This window comes from Janthinobacterium sp. JC611 (genome assembly GCF_018682595.1).
Taxonomy (GTDB): domain Bacteria; phylum Pseudomonadota; class Gammaproteobacteria; order Burkholderiales; family Burkholderiaceae_D; genus Janthinobacterium.
On sequence record NZ_JAFLJN010000021.1, the window covers coordinates 343,660 to 359,128 of the forward strand.

Here is a 15,469-nt window from a genome sequence, read left to right on the forward strand (position 1 = left end):
GGCATCCATGCTGCGGCCAGACCAGGAGAACAAGGTGCCAGATTCACGCCAACATCCCCCCGCCGCAGCGGCGCAGACCTTGCAGTCCGTGCGCAGCCTGTTCAACATCGACAGCGACCTGCTCGTGCCCGTCTTCACGGAGCGCGACCCGCACGTGCCCGACATCGACCCCGCCTACCGCTTCAACAAGGACGTGACCCTGGCGATCCTGGCCGGCTTCAGCCACAACCGCCGCGTGATGGTGCAAGGCTTGCACGGCACGGGCAAGTCCACGCACATCGAGCAGGTGGCGGCGCGCCTGAACTGGCCTTGCGTGCGCGTCAACCTCGACGGCCACATCAGCCGCCTGGACCTGGTCGGCAAGGACGCCATCGTGCTGCGCGAACAGCAGCAGGTGACGCAATTCCAGGAAGGCATCGTGCCCTGGTCATTGCAGCGCCCCGTGGCCCTGATCTTCGACGAGTACGACGCAGGCCGTCCCGACGTGATGTTCGTCATCCAGCGCATCCTCGAACGCGACGGCAAGTTCACCCTGCTCGACCAGAACCGGGTCATCACGCCCCACCCCCACTTCCGCCTGTTCGCCACCTCGAACACGGTGGGACTCGGCAACCTGAACGGCATGTACCACGGCACGCAAGTGCTCAACCACGCGCAGATCGACCGCTGGAACATCGTTGCCACATTGAACTATCTGCCGCAAGACGAGGAAACGGCAATCGTGCTGGCCAGGGTTCCCGCCATGAACGACGAGGCGGGCCGCCAGCTGGCGAACAGCATGGTGGCCGTGGCCAGCCTGACGCGCCACGGCTATGCGGCAGGCGACCTGGCCTGTCTGATGTCGCCGCGCACGGTGATTACCTGGGCCGAGAATTGCCAGATCTTCCGCGACCCGGCCCTGGCTTTCCGCCTGTCCTTCCTCAACAAATGCGACGAGGCCGAGCGGCCCATGGTGGCCGAGTACTACCAGCGCTGTTTCAATGAGGAATTGCTGGCGACGGCGCCATGAACGCCCCCGCCGCCTACACGCGCGAACAGCAGGAAACGGATGAACTGTGCGCGGGCGCCATCCGCGCGCTGAGCGGCGTTGCCTCCATCCGCTACCGGGGCCGGCGCCTGCACGACGGCCACCGTCCGTTGCCCGTCCACGCAGCCCATCTGCAGCCCGATGCGGCGCTGCAGGATCTGCCCTCGCTGCGCGGCGCGGCCGACAGCGTGGCCCTGCGCTTGCTGCACACGGACGCCGCCTTGCACAAGTCGCTGTGTCCTGTGGAACCCGTGGCGCGCCTCGTCTTCGAATTGCTGGAGCAACTGCGCGTTGAAACGCTTGCGCCAGAACACCACGCTGGCGTGGTAGCCAACCTGCGCCACCGTTTCACGGCCTGGTCGCATGCGTTCTACGATTCCGGCCTGGCCGAAGGCGCCTCGGGCTTGCTGCTGTACACGGTATTCCAGATGTGCTGGTCGCGCCTGACGGCCAGGCCCGTGCTGGAAAAGACGGAAGATTTCATCGAAGCGACGCGCTGGTCAGTCTCTTCGCAGTTGAGCGGCGACCTGGCGGGATTGCGCCGCCATCGATTGGACCAGGCCGCCTTTGCGCGCCACGCGCTGGCCATCGCCCACGCCGTCGACGCCATGCTGAAAGAGGCGCAGGCGGCGCGCGACGGCGGCGAGGAGGACGGGGGCGACGCCAAGGCGCAGGCGGCGTTCAAGCTGCTGCTCGATTTCGACAGCGACAACGACCAGCTTCCCGATGCGGCCCCGCTGGGCGAGAGCCGCGCCTTCAGCGATGGCGATGGCGGCTATCAAACTTACTCCACGACCTACGACCGCGAGGAAAAAGCGGGCGAGCTGGTGCGCCGCGCCCTGCTGCTGGAATACCGCGAGCGCATGGATGGTCGCATCGCCAGCCTGGGCATCAACACGGCCCGCCTGGCGCGGCGCTTCACGCAATTGCTGGCCCTACCCCAGCGCGACGGCTGGTCCTTCGGCGAGGAAGAGGGATACATCGACGGCCGGCGCCTGGCGCAGCTGATCAGCTCGCCTTCCGAGCGCCGCTTGTTCCGCAAGGAACAATTCCTGCCGCAAGCCGATTGCCTCGTCACCTTCCTCGTCGATTGCTCAGGCTCCATGAAGACGCATGCGGAATCCGTGGCCGTGCTGCTCGACATTGTATTGCGCGCATTGGAGCAGGCGGGCATCGCCACGGAGTTGCTGGGCTTTACGACGGGCGCCTGGAACGGGGGACGGGTCAAGCGCGACTGGATGCGCGCCCGCGCGCCTGCCAACCCGGGCCGCTTGAACGAACTCGTGCACATGGTCTTCAAGGATGGCGACACGCCCTGGCGCCGCGCGCGGCCCGACATCGCGGCGCTGCTGAAGGCGGACCTGTACCGCGAAGGAGTCGATGGCGAAGCCGTGGATTGGGCGTGCGCGCGCATGCTGGCGCGCCCGGAACGGCGGCGCATCCTGCTCGTCGTCTCCGACGGTTGCCCGATGGATACGGCCACGACCCTGGCCAACGACGAGTTTTACCTGGCGCAACATCTGAAACAAGTGGTGGCGCGCCGCGAGGCGCAGGGCGCGGTCGAAATTTGCGGGCTGGGACTGGGCCTGGACCTGGGCGCCTACTACAGCCGCAGCCTGGCCACCACCCTGCCCGCCTCGCTGAACAATGAACTGTTCAGCGAGATCGCCCAGCTGATCGCCGGACGGAAACGCTAAGCCGTCAACTCACTTCGTAACGCACGGCATGCGCTTCCATCGGCAGCGGGATTTCCCAGTTCCACAGCATCGATTGCAGCTTCTTGTTGCTGAGCGATGTGTCGCGCTGGCCGTTGCGCCGCAATAATTCCTTGCGCGGCTGCTCCAGATACACGAGCTCCACCTGCGCATGGTATTTATAGAGCAGGTTGAGCGTCTTTTCGCGCATCAGCTTGGACAGGTGCGTGGCGTTCCACACGAACGGCTCGCCCTTGCGCAACAGTTCGCGCGCCCGCTCTTCCGCGTAATCCCCCACCTGCCCTTCGTTCTTGCCGTGCTTCAAGCCCAAGGCCGTCCGCGCATCGTCGAAGGAAACGACGGGCAGGCGCGGATGGTGCTTGTCCACCCACGTATTCTTGCCCGATGCGGGCAAGCCCGACATGACGATCACCTGCGAGCCCGGCTCCTGGAACAGGGGGTAGTCGGGATGCGCCTCGGCGCCGCGAAAATATTTCACGCGCGTGTGGTCGTCGACGAACACCCGCCGATGGCCATAGCAGCCCTCCTCGCGCGCCAGTTCGCGGAACAGCTCGATGGCGTCGAGTATGCGCTGCGGATCGGGACAGATGCGGCCGCGGATATCGGCTTCGGCCAGCATGGCCAGCAGGCGGATATCGACCTGCCACGACAGTTCGCGCACGGTAAATTCCGGCGTGACGCCGCGCCGCGATTGTTCCAGCGCGAAGAACGGTACTTGATGGACGTTAATCAGGCGGCAGATTTCCTCGCGCGCGGCAAACGGCGCGGCATAGTCCCACAGGGCGATGCGCGCATCGAGCGCGCCCTTGCGCGAGTGGCCGGGCTGGCCGATGGCGCCCGTTGCCGGGTCGATCACCGTGGTGCTGCACTTGGCCACGTCGTGCAGCAAGGCGGCCAGGAACACGATTTCCTGTTCCGCCCGCGTCGCTTGCTGGTAGTCGGGCATGGCCAGCAGGGATTCCACCACCATCATCGTATGCGTCCACACGTCGCCTTCCGCGTGGTAGATGGGGTTTTGCGGCGTCGTCTTCGCCAGTTCCAGCTGCGGGAAGGCGGCCAGGCAGGCATCGAAATCGGGCGACTGGCCCGCTGGCGGCACCAGTTGTTGTAACTGTTTCCAGTTCATCTTGTCCTCCTTGAAAATGTTGCCAGCTCATCGAGCGAACGGCAGGTATGCAGGCCCAGGCTCTCCCACGTCACCAGCGGCTGCGGCGCGTACAGGTCGACGCCGTCCGCCAGCAGGTTCGGGATCAAGGGCCGCGTGCTGTGGTGCGAGCCGCTGTCGAGAATGGTTTGCGTAAAGTCATGCCGCACCAGCTTGTAGCGGGCCAGCACTTGCTCGTCGTCCTCCACTTTCAGGTACAGGCCTTCCGCGTGGTCGGACTTGTCCGTCTGCTTCCAGCACAGGTCCAAAGGCAGGCGTTCACGCGCCACCACGCCTTCGAAGGCGTCGCGCCACAGCCGGGACTTGGCCAGCGAATGGCGCAGCAGCTGCCATAACTGCTTGGGCGACGCGGGCATGGCGCCCGCATACAGCACGGGCACGGACAGCACGGGCGAACCGGCCAGCATGGCGTGGCGGCGCGCCGTCGATAAAAACATCTGGCGGCGGCGGCAATACACGTCGAACTCGTTGAAGTAATGGGGCAGCCGGTCGTAAAACACGGAATGCTTGCTGTACGACCATTCGCCAAACAGCACATACTGGTCTTCCAGCAAGCCCAGCAACGCGTGTTCGTGCGCATGGGCCCACGGTTTCAAGAGGTTGAACTGGCGTTCGCTGCCGCCGCCAGCCAGGTAATGGCCGCGCGACTGCAGCAGCACTTCGCCCGCGTCGCTGAACGACACGGCGGAGTTGGCGCCATCGATTTTTTCCTCGATGACGACGTACTGGCCGGCCAGCTTTTTCAAGGGCATCTGGTCGGAGCCGTCGTCGCCATCCTGCAGGCGTGAGCCTTCCAGGTGCGGCGTGCGCGGGTATTTAAATAAGGGCAAAGATTGTAAAAACATAGCGTCCCACGCCGCGTTCACCGCAGGCGTGTCCATACAGGGTCAGTGGTGCTGACAACGTGTTCGGGCGTGGACGACCGGGACCAGGGTCACGGATACGTGTGCGGAGGGAGCAAAAACAGTGCCGCAGCAATCGGGGGGCGTCAACGCGCCGAACGATGCTGCAGAGAGCATTTCGTCAGCGTTAGCAGGTGATGGCGAAGAAGCGAGGCACTTTTGGCTCCAATAAGGAAGAGGTTCGAGAAAGAACCGCGAATATAAAGGCTGTTTGATTATTTTGCAAGTGGCGCAACCTATTGTGCGCACGCTTGTGCATCCCCCCGCTTTGCAATCCCCGCAAAGTTTACTAAGCTGGCGGCACTTCCTGTCGCTGCTGCGTGGAAAACAAACATGGCCCTTGCAAAACGGCCGTGCCTTCGTTATTTCCGGAGCAGAATCGTGTTTCCCCTATCCAGATTACAAAAAGCCCTGCGCCGCCAGGGCATCGCCGTCGCCTATGCCGACGGCATTTATACGCTCAGCAATCCGCACGCCCAGGCGTCCGTGCTGCTGCCTCACAACTTTCCCCTCGAGGAAAAAGCCGTGCGCCAGCTGATGGCATTCGCCGCCGTGGCCGTGCCCGGCCAGGATGGCCATGTCTGCAAGGCGTGCGCCACGCCCGACTTCCACCCTGGCAGCATTGCGCCCGTGGGCAGCATCGTCGCCACCAGCCCCGACATGGTGATCCCCGCCATCCCCGGCACGGACATCGCCTGCGGCATGTGCCTGATCACGACCGGCTTGACCCTGGCGCAGTTCGAGGCGCGCAAGCCGCAGCTGCTCGCCAAGCTCAAGCATGTGTTGCTGGAAGACGGCCGCAACGTGCCGCTGCGCTCGAAGGCGTTTGCCGCCCTGTTCGACGTGGGGCCGGAAGCGTTCATTGACAGTCTGCACAAGGATGGCATATGCGGCTTGTGGCCACGGGTCGACAAGGCGCGCCTGTTGCGCGAGCTCGACGATTGCATCGCCCTGCGCGAACTGGGCGGCGGCTTGCGCCATGCGCCCGAAGCGCTGGTGGGCACGCGCGACGTGATACGCGACCCCAGCCTGGGCACCACGGGATCGGGCAACCATTTCGTGGAAATCCAGCTGGTCGACGCCGTCATGGACCGCCACGCCGCGTACCGGCACGGGCTGGTGCCGGGCGAAGTGGTCGTCATGAGGCGCAGCATCCGCCGCCAGGCCATGCGCGCCATGCGCCCCACGGTGGGTGGCGACGAGATGGCGTTCCAGTGCGTGACCCTGCGCGAGGAACGCCGCGTCGAGGAAGCGCCGATGGCCTACAAGAAGATCGGTCCCGTCATCGCCGCGCAGGAGGAAGCGGGTTTGCTGCAATCGGTGGCGCGCTTGAAGCCCTTGCTGACGTTTAAAGCCTAGTGCAGCAATTGCGGCGCGGCCGCCGCCATCAGCGACAGGCCGATCAGGGTCAGCACGGCGAACGCGATGCGGCGCATGCCGCGCTGGGCGATGGGCGGCGGGTAGCGCTTGCCGACCATGGTGGCCAGCACGCCGACTGGCAGGGCCAGCGCGCACAAGAGCAATACTTTCGCATCGAGCTGGCCCTGGCTGCCCGCCATCAGCGAGCGTCCGCCAGCGCTGATGGCGAACAGGAAGATCAGGCTGTAGCGAATGGTTTTTAAACTCATTTCCTGGCGATAAAACTGGTACACGAGCGGCGGTCCGGCCAACGAGAACAGGCCCGAGAACAGGCCGCCGCACACGCCGCTGATGAAGAAGCTGCGCTTGTCGGCCGCGCCCGGTCCCGGCGGCGCTTGCAGCAAAATGCTGACGCCGCCATACACGATGGCCGCGCCCAGCAGCAGCTTCAGCAAGGGCGCATACGCCTGGTCGAGATATCCCAATAGCAAGACGCCGGCCGCCATGGCCGGCAGCAAGCCGATGCTGGCCGCGCGGACGGCGCGCCAGTCCAGGTGGTGCAAGGCGCCCGGCAAGGCCACGAGGCAATTGGCCAGGGACAACAAGCTGACGAGGGCCGCCAGCGCGGGCACGGGCGCCAGGCCCAGGCCGCTGGCCACGCCCATGACGATCATGCCCAGGCCAAAGCCCGTGACGGTCTGGAAATACGTGCCCGCCGCCACCACGCCCAGCAGCGCCAGCACGGGCAGGCTGAACAACTCAGCGCCCACCCTGCGCCTGCACGGAGGTCACGGCAATCACGTTGTACACGTCGTCGGCGCTGCAACCGCGCGACAGATCGTTGGCGGGCTTCTTCAAGCCTTGCAGCAAGGGGCCGATGGCGACGGCGCCGCCCATGCGCTCGGCCAATTTATAGCCGATATTGCCCGCGTCCAGGTTCGGGAACACCAGCACGTTGGCGCGGCCGTTGACGACGGAATCCTTGACTTTTCTCTGCGAAATCTCGGCCACGATGGCCGCATCGAGCTGCACGTCGCCATCGATGGCCAGCAGCGGACGCTGGGCCTTGACCCGGTCCGTGGCCGCATGCACCTTGTCGACGGCCGCATGGTGGGCGCTGCCGCTGGTGGAAAACGACAGCATGGCCACGCGCGGCTCTTCCATCAGCAAGGCTTGCGCGCTGTCGGCCGCGGCCATGGCGATGTCGGCCAGCTCTTCCGCCTTCGGGTCGACCACCAGGGCGCAGTCGGAAAAGATGAAGCCGCCCTTGAGGCTATGGAAAGGTTCGCACAGCATCATCAGGAAAAAGCTCGACACCAGCTTGAAGGCCGGATCGACGCCGATGATCTGGATGGCGCTGCGCACCACGTCGGCCGTGGTGTGCACGGCCCCCGCCACGCAACCGTCGGCGTCGCCCAGGCGCACCATCAGGTTGGCATAGCACAGCGGATCTTGCACGGCGATCCTGGCCTGCTCCACCGTCATGCCCTTGGCCTGGCGCAGCACAAACAATTGCTGGGCATAGTGTTCGGACTCGCTGGAAGCGGCCGGGTCGATCAGGCGCACGCTATCGAGGTCCAGCGCATGCTCGCGCGCCAGCGCCAGGATGGCGGCCGGCTTGCCGACGATGGTGATGTGCGCCAGCCCTTCGGCAGCCGCCCGCGCTGCCGCCTGCAGCACGCGCACGTCGCCGCCCTCGCACAGGACGATGTTTTTCGGCACGGCGCGGGCTTGGGCGATGATGCGGTGCAGGGCTTTCATGAGTACTCCAATTCGGTAAAAAAATGCCGGAACCATGGAAGCATGAAGCATGAGACATGAAGCATGGTTCCGGCACATAAAACCCGGCAAGCCGGGGTCATACAAGGATCGAACTGACTGATTACACGTAGTCTTTGTACTTGTCCAGGTGACGCACAGGCTTGCTCAGCGCATCGCGGCGGAACGGGTCGCCCAGCTCGCGCGTGCACATGATTTCGATGATGGTCGTCTTGCCTTCATTCATCTGCATGTCGATCGCCTTTTTCAAGGCCGGGCCCACGTCTTCCAGCTTGTCGACCGTGATGCCTTCGGCGCCCATGGCCCGCGCGATTTCCGCGAAGCTCTGGTTGTCGAGCTCACCGGCAACAAAACGGCGGTTGTAGAAATCGACCTGGTTTTTCTTTTCCGCGCCCCATTGCCGGTTGTGGAACACCACGGCCGTCACGGGAATGTTGTGGCGCACGCAAGTCATCGTTTCCATCAGGCTCATGCCCCAGGCGCCGTCGCCCGCATACGACACGGCCGGACGGTGTGGCGCCGCCACCTTGGCGCCGATGATGGTCGGAAACGCATAGCCGCAGTTGCCAAAGCTCATCGCCGCAAAGAAGCTGCGCGGCTTCTCGAAGCGCAGGTAACTATTCGCCACCGAGTTGATGTTGCCGATGTCGGTCGACACCATCACGTCTTCCGGCATGGCTTTTTCCAGCTCGCGCAAGACCTGGCGCGGGTGCAGATAGTTGCCTGGCTCCTTCTTCTGTTCCTCGATCATGTCCAGGCTGTACGCATCCTTTTCATGGGTCCAGTTCGTCAGCTCCTCTTCCCACGCCGCCTTCTCGGCCTGCACGGTGGCATAGCGTTCTTCGCGCGTGGCGTCGCAGTCGAGCTGCTTACCGTCCAGGCGGGCAAGAATCGCTTTCGCCGCCGCCTTGGCGTCGCCGCAGATGCCCACCGAAATCTTTTTGACCAGGCCCAGCATCTTGTTGTCCGCGTCGATCTGGATGATTTTCGCGTTCTTCGGCCAGTAATCCATGCCGTGCTGCGGCAGGGTGCCGAACGGTCCCAGGCGCGAACCCAAGGCGACGACGACGTCGGCCTGGGCGATCAGTTTCATGGCCGCCTTGGAACCCTGGTAGCCGAGCGGGCCGCACCACAGCGGGTGGCTGGCGGGAAACGAGTCGTTATGCAGGTAGCTGTTGACGACGGGCGCGCCCAGGCGCTCGGCCAGGGCCTTGCACTCGTCGATGGCGTCGCCCATGACGACGCCGCCGCCGGAAATAATCACAGGGAACTTGGCCTTGGCCAGCAGTTCGGCCGCATCGTCGAGGCTTTGCTCGCCGCCGGCGCCACGGTCCAGGCGGTTCGGTTTCGGAATCTCGGCCTTGATTTCGCCATAGAAATAGTCGCGCGGGATGTTCAGTTGCGTCGGGCCCATTTCCGACATGGCGCGGTCGAAGCAGCGGCCCGTGAATTCGGCCATGCGGGCCGGATTGGTCACGTGGCCCTGGTATTTGGTGAATTCCTCGAACATCGGCAGCTGGTTCGCTTCCTGGAAGCCGCCCAGGCCCATGCTCATCGTGCCCGTTTCCGGCGTGATGATCACGACGGGGGTGTGCGCCCAGTAGGCGGCGGCGATGGCCGTGACGCAATTGCTGATGCCGGGGCCGTTCTGGCCGATGACGACGCCATGGCGGCCCGAGACGCGGGCATAGCCATCGGCCATGTGGCCGGCGCCCTGCTCGTGCACGACGGGAATCAGCCGGATGCCGGCGGGGGCGAAGATATCCATCGGGTCCATGAAGGCCGAGCCCATGATGCCGAACATGTCGGTCACGCCGTTGGCGGCCAGGGTTTCCACGAACGCTTCGGACGGCGTCATCTTTTGCGGGCCTACTGGAATGGCAGCGGCGGCGGCTTTTTGGTCGGACAAATCGGTCATGGCTCAGTCTCCTTACGGTTTTATGAAAAATCGGTATATTTTGTTCCGATATTTGAAATACGTGTTCAATTTAACGGTTGCGAAATGGGCTGTCAATGAAAATTCATGAAAAATCGGACTGTTTCATTCCTGAATCCGGAATCCATGACTTTGACCCACTCCTGAAACAACAATGGCGGCTTATCCGCAACAGATAAGCCGCCACCAGTTTCTCGCCAGCCCTGCTCCTTAGAACTTCAGGCGCATGCCGGCCGTGAAGGCGCTCGAGTGATGTCCAGGCAAGGGCACGCTGCCGCCGCTCGATGCGTCGCCGACGAAGTTGGTGCCCGCGCCATCGTTGTTGATGCGCCCGTACGAGGTGTACAGATTCGTGCGCTTGGACAAGGCATACGTATAGCCGATGGCCAGTTGGCGCCCGCCGCGGCGCGCATTCGTGCGGTCATCCTTGCGGATGTACGAGGCCATCACGCTGCCGGCCGCACCCACGGGGGCCGACGCGCCCAGCATGTAGTTGCGGAAATCCGTGCCCGCATCATCCTTGTCCGTTTCATACGCGGCGTGCAGCTTGGCGGGACCGAAGTCGTAGGTGCCGCCCAGCAAGGTCACTTTCGCCGTGTTCAGCGGCGTATCCTTGCGGTTGTCGTGCGCCAGGGTCAGCACGAGCGGGCCGTTGGCGTAGTCGATGGAAAAGTCGATGGTGCGGCCCAGCGTGTTGCTGTCCGGCTTTTCGCCCAGGCCGACCATGATCGCGGCCGACAGGCCGTTCACCTTCGGCGTTTCGTACATGATGGAATTTTTCGTGCGCAGGCTGGCCACGCTCATCAGGTTGATCGAGGCGCCCGTCATGCCCGTCTCGAACGGATCGATATTGTCCAGCGCGGTGAACAGCGGGTTATGCTGCAAGCCCAGGTTCACGGCGCCGAAGCCGCCGGACAGGCCCACGTAGGCCTTGCGGCCGAACAAGGCGCCCTGGCGGTTGGCGCCCGTGTCCACGTCGAGGCCATTTTCCAGCAAGAAGTTGGCTTTTATATTATTGCCCAGGTCTTCCGTGCCCTTGAAGCCGATGCGGCTGCCCGACTGCACGCCGGTGGCCAGCTTGGTGACGGAACCGTCCGCGCCGCCGTGCTCGGACGTCAGGCCCGCGTCAAGCAAGCCGTACACGGTGACGGACGATTGGGCGCTGGCGTTGCCGGCGAAGAGTGTGGCCAGGACGGCCGCCGCTACGAGTGTGTGTTTCATGTCATCTCCAGGTATTGTGGTTTTTATGGGTGCTTCCAACAAGAATCGACAACGGTGCTACAAACTTGGCTCAGGCGATCAGCCCGGCCATCGGCGACGAGGGCGAAGCGCTCATGACGCCTCCTCTCCGGGGCATGCGTCCGGCCAGGTAAGCTTCGCGTCCGCCCTGCACCGCCAGTTTCATGGCGCGCGCCATGCGGATCGGTTCGCGCGCCGCCGCGATGGCGGTATTCATCAAAATGCCGTCGCAACCGAGTTCCATGGCGATGGCCGCGTCCGACGCCGTGCCCACGCCGGCGTCGACCAGCACGGGCACACGGGCTTGCTCGATGATCAACGACAAGTTCCACGGATTCAAAATGCCCATGCCCGAGCCGATCAATGACGCCAGCGGCATGACGGCGATGCAGCCGAGGTCTTCCAGCATGCGCGCCTGGATGGGGTCGTCGCTGCAATACACCATCACCTGGAAGCCGTCGCGCACCAGCTCCCCCGCCGCCTTGAGGGTTTCCGGCATGTTCGGGAACAGGGTCTTTTCATCGCCCAGTACTTCCAGCTTGCACAGCGGGTGCCCGCCCAGCAGCTCGCGCGCCAGCTGCAAGGTGTAGACGGCGTCGCGCGCGTTGTAGCAGCCGCCCGTGTTGGGCAAAATCGTGTATTTCGACGGCGGAATGAAGTCGAGCAGATTCGGCTCGCCCTTCTCCTGGCCGATGTTGACCCGGCGGATCGTCACCGTGACGATCTCGGCGCCGCTTTCCTCGATGGCCAGGCGCGTTTCCTCGAAATCCTTGTATTTTCCAGTCCCCACCAGCAGGCGCGACTGGTAGGTGGTGCCGGCCAGGGTCAGGCCGTCCGGTGCTTGGCTGGGGGTGGCGTCGTCTCTCATCGTGGTGCTCTCCTAAGTTGAACCAAAGCGGCCTCATGCCGGGGGGTTTCGCCGCAAAACGCAAAATCGACTTCCGGCCGCCGCCCCGACACGAGCTCGGCCAGCGCCCTGCCCGCGCCGCAGCCCATGGTCCAGCCCAAGGTGCCGTGGCCCGTGTTGAGATAGAGCTGGCGATAGCGCGTGGCGCCAATGTAAGGCACGTTCGACGGTGTCAGGGGGCGCAAGCCGGCCCAGTAGACGGGGTCGCTGTAATCGCAGGCGTGGGGAAACAGGGCCTGCACGCGGCGCGTGATGGCGGCGCAGCGCACGGGGTTCAGTTCCCGCGTGTAGCCGTTCAGCTCGCACGTGCCCGCCACGCGCAGGCGCTCGCCCAGGCGCGAAAACACCAGTTTGTGGCCGTCGTCCGTCAGCGACACGGTCGGTGCGCTGGCGGGGTCGAGAATCGGATAAGTGGCCGAGTATCCCTTGCCCGGATACAGCATCAATCGGATACCCAGCGGCTGCAGCAGGGGCGCGGAAAAGCTGCCCATGGCCACCACCACGGCGTCCGCGTGCTCGAGGCGGTGGCGCCCGTGCGCGTCGATGCATTCCACGCCCGTGATGCGCTCGCCATCGTCCAGCAGCCGCGTCACCGTCGTGCTGAATTGAAAATCCACACCGGCCTTGGCGGCGCGCGCCGCCAGTGCCGTGGTAAACAGATGCACGTCGCCCGACTCGTCGCTGGCAGTAAAATCGCCGCCGACGATCTGGCCGCGCGCGTGGCGCAAGGCCGGTTCCAGCCGGATCACCTCATCGGCGCTGACGGTGTTGCGCGGGCAGCCCAGTTCGCGCAAGAGCGCGGCCCCGGCTTGCGATTTGTCAAACTCCTGCTGGTCCGTATAAAAATGCAGGATGCCCCGCTCCAGGTGGTCGTAGGCTATGCCCGTCTCGCGCCGCAGCGCCTGCAAACTCTGCCGGCTGTACTCGGCCAGGGCAACGATCTGGCGCATATTGCGCGACACGCGCGACGGCAAACATTCGCGCAGGTAGTGCAAGGCCCACTGCCATTGCAGCGCATCCAGGCGAGGACGGAACAGCAGCGGCGCGTCGTCCTTGCCCAGCCATGTGAGCACCTTGCGCAGGGTGGCGGGATTGGCCCACGGTTCCGCATGCGAGACGGAAATCTGCCCGCCGTTGCCGAAGCTGGTTTCCTGCGCCGCGCCCGCCTGGCGCTCGAGCACGCGCACGTCGTGGCCCGCCTGGCGCAAGTACCAGGCCGATGCCGTGCCGACCACGCCGGCGCCGAGAACGAGGATCTTCATGGCGGGCCCGCCTCGCTTAGCGCGTCAGCAGCACGGCGATGGCGACGAAGGCGGCGATCCACACCGTTTCCATCACCAGCATGATCACGGGACGCCAGCCCAGCGAAGCCAGCGACTGGAACGAGGTTTTCACGCCCAGGGCGGCGATGGCGATGACGAGGCAGGCGCGCGAGGCATTGTTGATCCAGCCATTCACTTCCTGCGGAATCAGGCCCAGGCTGTTGGTAATCACCAGCCAGACAAAGCCGATCAGGAAGAAGGGCACGAGCGGCGGCGCATCGACCTCGCTCTTGCCATCCTTGCGCTTGAACATGATCGACAGGCCCAGCACGACGGGTACGAGGCAGGCGACGCGCGTCAGTTTGACGAAGGTGGCCACGTCGCCCGTATGGTTGCTGACCAGATAGCCGGCGCCCACCACTTGCGCCACGTCATGGATGGTACCGCCGATGAACACGCCCGCTTCCGTCGGGTCAAAGCCCAGCAGCTTGACCAGCAGCGGGTAGACGATCATGGCCAGAGTCGACAGCGACGTCACGCCCACCACCGTCAGCAGGGTGAACTTTTCGTTTTCCTTGGTTTGCGGCAGCACGGCCGAAATGGCCAGCGCGGCCGACGCGCCGCAGATGGCCACCGAGCCGCCCGACAGGATGCCTTCCGTGATGGGCCGTTTCAGCCACCTGGCCAGCATATAGCCGAAACCCAGGGTGGCGATCAAGCCGCCGACGACGATCAACAAGGGCGTCACGCCCACCGAGGCGATCTGGTTGAAGGTGATGCGCGCGCCCAGCAGGGCCACGCCCGTGCGCAATAAAATCTTGCTGCAGAACTCGATGCCAGGCTTGCAGGTGGGGTCGGACGCGAGGAAGTGGAAGGCCAGGCCGAAGAACAGCGCATACAGCAGCTGGGGGCCGCCGTAATTGCTGGAAATAAAGGTGGCCGACAGGGCGATCACCAGCGCAATGGCCACGCCGGGCCAGCTGCGCAGCACGGCGCGGGGGCGCCAGATGGCGACGGCGGAAGACAGGTAGGGAATGTTCTTGTCGACAACGCGTGTTATCGCTGAGGAGTTGGTTTTCATGCGGGTCAGCTCATAATGTTTTAAAAATTGGGACATTTCATCTCGTTTTTTAATAATACACGATGAGCTAGCGAAGTCCATGCTTTTCCATCAAAATCGAAACTGGATGTTCCGGAAACTGACGTTTTTTATTTTTTACCCCTGTAAACGACGAGCGGCGCGGCCCTTCGCAGGGACGCGCCGCTCTCTAGTGACGAGTTAAAGACTTACTTTTTGTTCAGACGGGTGATCAGGCTGGACGTGTCATAACGGTTGCCGCCCGCCTGCTGCACTTCGCCATAGAACTGGTCCGTCAAGGTCGTCACGGGCAAGTCGCTGCCGTTGCGCTTGGCTTCGGCCAGGCAGATGCCCAGGTCCTTGCGCATCAGGTCAACGGCGAAACCGAAGTCGAACTTGCGTTCGATCATGGTCTTGCCGCGGTTTTCCAGCTGCCACGACTGCGCCGCGCCCTTGGAAATCACGTCGACGACGAGCGCCGCATCGAGGCCCGCGTTTTCCGCGAAGGCGATGCCTTCGCTGAGCGCCTGCACGAGGCCGGCGATGCAGATCTGGTTGACCATTTTTGTGAGCTGGCCCGAGCCGGACGCGCCCATATAGGTGACGGCGCGCGAAAACAGGGCGATGACGGCTTCGGCGCGCGCATACGCTTCCGCGTCGCCGCCCACCATCACCGTCAGCTTGCCGTTTTCCGCGCCAGCCTGGCCGCCGGACACGGGCGCGTCGAGGAAAAACACGCCCTTCTCCTTGGCCGCCGCGTGGATGGTGCGTGCCGCTTCTGCCGAGGCCGTCGTATGGTCGATCAGGATGCTGCCCGGCGCCATGGCGGACAGCAAGCCGCCCTCTTCCAGGATGACCTGGTACAGATCATTATCGTTGCCGATGCACGTAAACACGAACTCGGCGCCCGCAGCGGCGGCGGCCGGCGTGGCGGCGCTGCTGCCCTTGTGCTGCGCCAGCCAGGCGGCCGCGCGGGCCGGGTTGCGGTTGTACACGGTGACGTCGTGCCCGCCCGCCGCCAGGTGCCCCGCCATAGGGAAACCCATGACGCCCAAACCGATGAATGCCACTTTTGCCATATTCTCCGTCCTGTCGATGTA

The 15,469-nt window shown here is 64.2% G+C and carries 13 protein-coding genes; 3 read left to right on the forward strand and 10 right to left on the reverse strand.

The window, feature by feature from the left end:
* Positions 1-34 precede the first annotated feature (34 nt).
* On the forward strand, positions 35-1,009 hold the full coding sequence (locus tag J0O65_RS15900) for an AAA family ATPase (protein WP_353056206.1): 975 nt from the start codon (positions 35-37) through the stop codon (positions 1,007-1,009).
* The gene (locus J0O65_RS15905) at positions 1,006-2,724 is read left to right on the forward strand and encodes a cobaltochelatase CobT-related protein (RefSeq protein ID WP_215408157.1); all 1,719 of its coding nucleotides are present in this window, start codon (positions 1,006-1,008) and stop codon (positions 2,722-2,724) included. Before J0O65_RS15900 ends, J0O65_RS15905 begins: the two co-directional genes overlap by 4 nt.
* A 4-nt stretch (positions 2,725-2,728) precedes the next feature.
* On the opposite strand, the gene J0O65_RS15910 is transcribed toward J0O65_RS15905, so the two are convergent.
* Both J0O65_RS15910 and J0O65_RS15915 read right to left on the reverse strand, forming a co-directional pair.
* Positions 2,729-3,868 (reverse strand): AAA family ATPase, encoded by a 1,140-nt coding sequence (locus J0O65_RS15910; protein ID WP_215408159.1) that lies wholly within the window; start codon positions 3,866-3,868, stop codon positions 2,729-2,731.
* Entirely contained in the window at positions 3,865-4,752 is an 888-nt protein-coding gene (locus J0O65_RS15915) for an RNA ligase family protein (RefSeq protein ID WP_251373778.1), read from the reverse strand. The genes J0O65_RS15910 and J0O65_RS15915 overlap by 4 nt, the downstream gene beginning before the upstream one ends.
* 438 nt (positions 4,753-5,190) lie before the next feature.
* Here J0O65_RS15915 and J0O65_RS15920 point away from each other — a divergent pair, with 438 nt between their 5' ends.
* Positions 5,191-6,168 (forward strand): RtcB family protein, encoded by a 978-nt coding sequence (locus J0O65_RS15920; RefSeq protein ID WP_353056207.1) that lies wholly within the window; start codon positions 5,191-5,193, stop codon positions 6,166-6,168.
* On the opposite strand, the gene J0O65_RS15925 is transcribed toward J0O65_RS15920, so the two are convergent.
* The 8 genes from J0O65_RS15925 to J0O65_RS15960 form a co-directional block, all read right to left on the reverse strand.
* A complete protein-coding gene (locus J0O65_RS15925; RefSeq protein ID WP_251373779.1) occupies positions 6,165-6,926 on the reverse strand; it encodes a sulfite exporter TauE/SafE family protein in 762 nt (253 codons plus the stop codon). The genes J0O65_RS15920 and J0O65_RS15925 overlap by 4 nt on opposite strands.
* A 1-nt stretch (position 6,927) precedes the next feature.
* Positions 6,928-7,929, reverse strand: coding sequence for a phosphate acetyltransferase (gene pta, locus J0O65_RS15930; protein WP_215408163.1), 1,002 nt, complete (start codon positions 7,927-7,929; stop codon positions 6,928-6,930).
* Positions 7,930-8,050: 121 nt separating this feature from the next.
* Positions 8,051-9,865, reverse strand: a complete 1,815-nt coding sequence (gene xsc, locus J0O65_RS15935; protein WP_251373780.1) for a sulfoacetaldehyde acetyltransferase — start codon at positions 9,863-9,865, stop codon at positions 8,051-8,053.
* Positions 9,866-10,093: 228 nt separating this feature from the next.
* Positions 10,094-11,104, reverse strand: a complete 1,011-nt coding sequence (locus J0O65_RS15940; RefSeq protein ID WP_215408164.1) for a porin — start codon at positions 11,102-11,104, stop codon at positions 10,094-10,096.
* Between the two features lie 70 nt (positions 11,105-11,174).
* A complete protein-coding gene (locus J0O65_RS15945; RefSeq protein WP_215408165.1) occupies positions 11,175-11,990 on the reverse strand; it encodes a thiazole synthase in 816 nt (271 codons plus the stop codon).
* Positions 11,987-13,291: a D-amino acid dehydrogenase gene (locus J0O65_RS15950; protein ID WP_215408166.1), complete on the reverse strand. Its 1,305-nt coding sequence runs from the start codon at positions 13,289-13,291 to the stop codon at positions 11,987-11,989. The genes J0O65_RS15945 and J0O65_RS15950 overlap by 4 nt, the downstream gene beginning before the upstream one ends.
* A 16-nt stretch (positions 13,292-13,307) precedes the next feature.
* Complete coding sequence (locus J0O65_RS15955; RefSeq protein WP_215408168.1) at positions 13,308-14,372, reverse strand: YeiH family protein; 1,065 nt, start codon at positions 14,370-14,372, stop codon at positions 13,308-13,310.
* A gap of 206 nt (positions 14,373-14,578) precedes the next feature.
* Positions 14,579-15,448 carry an NAD(P)-dependent oxidoreductase gene (locus J0O65_RS15960; RefSeq protein WP_215408170.1) on the reverse strand — a complete coding sequence of 290 codons (870 nt, stop codon included), beginning with the start codon at positions 15,446-15,448 and terminating at the stop codon, positions 14,579-14,581.
* Positions 15,449-15,469: the final 21 nt, after the last annotated feature.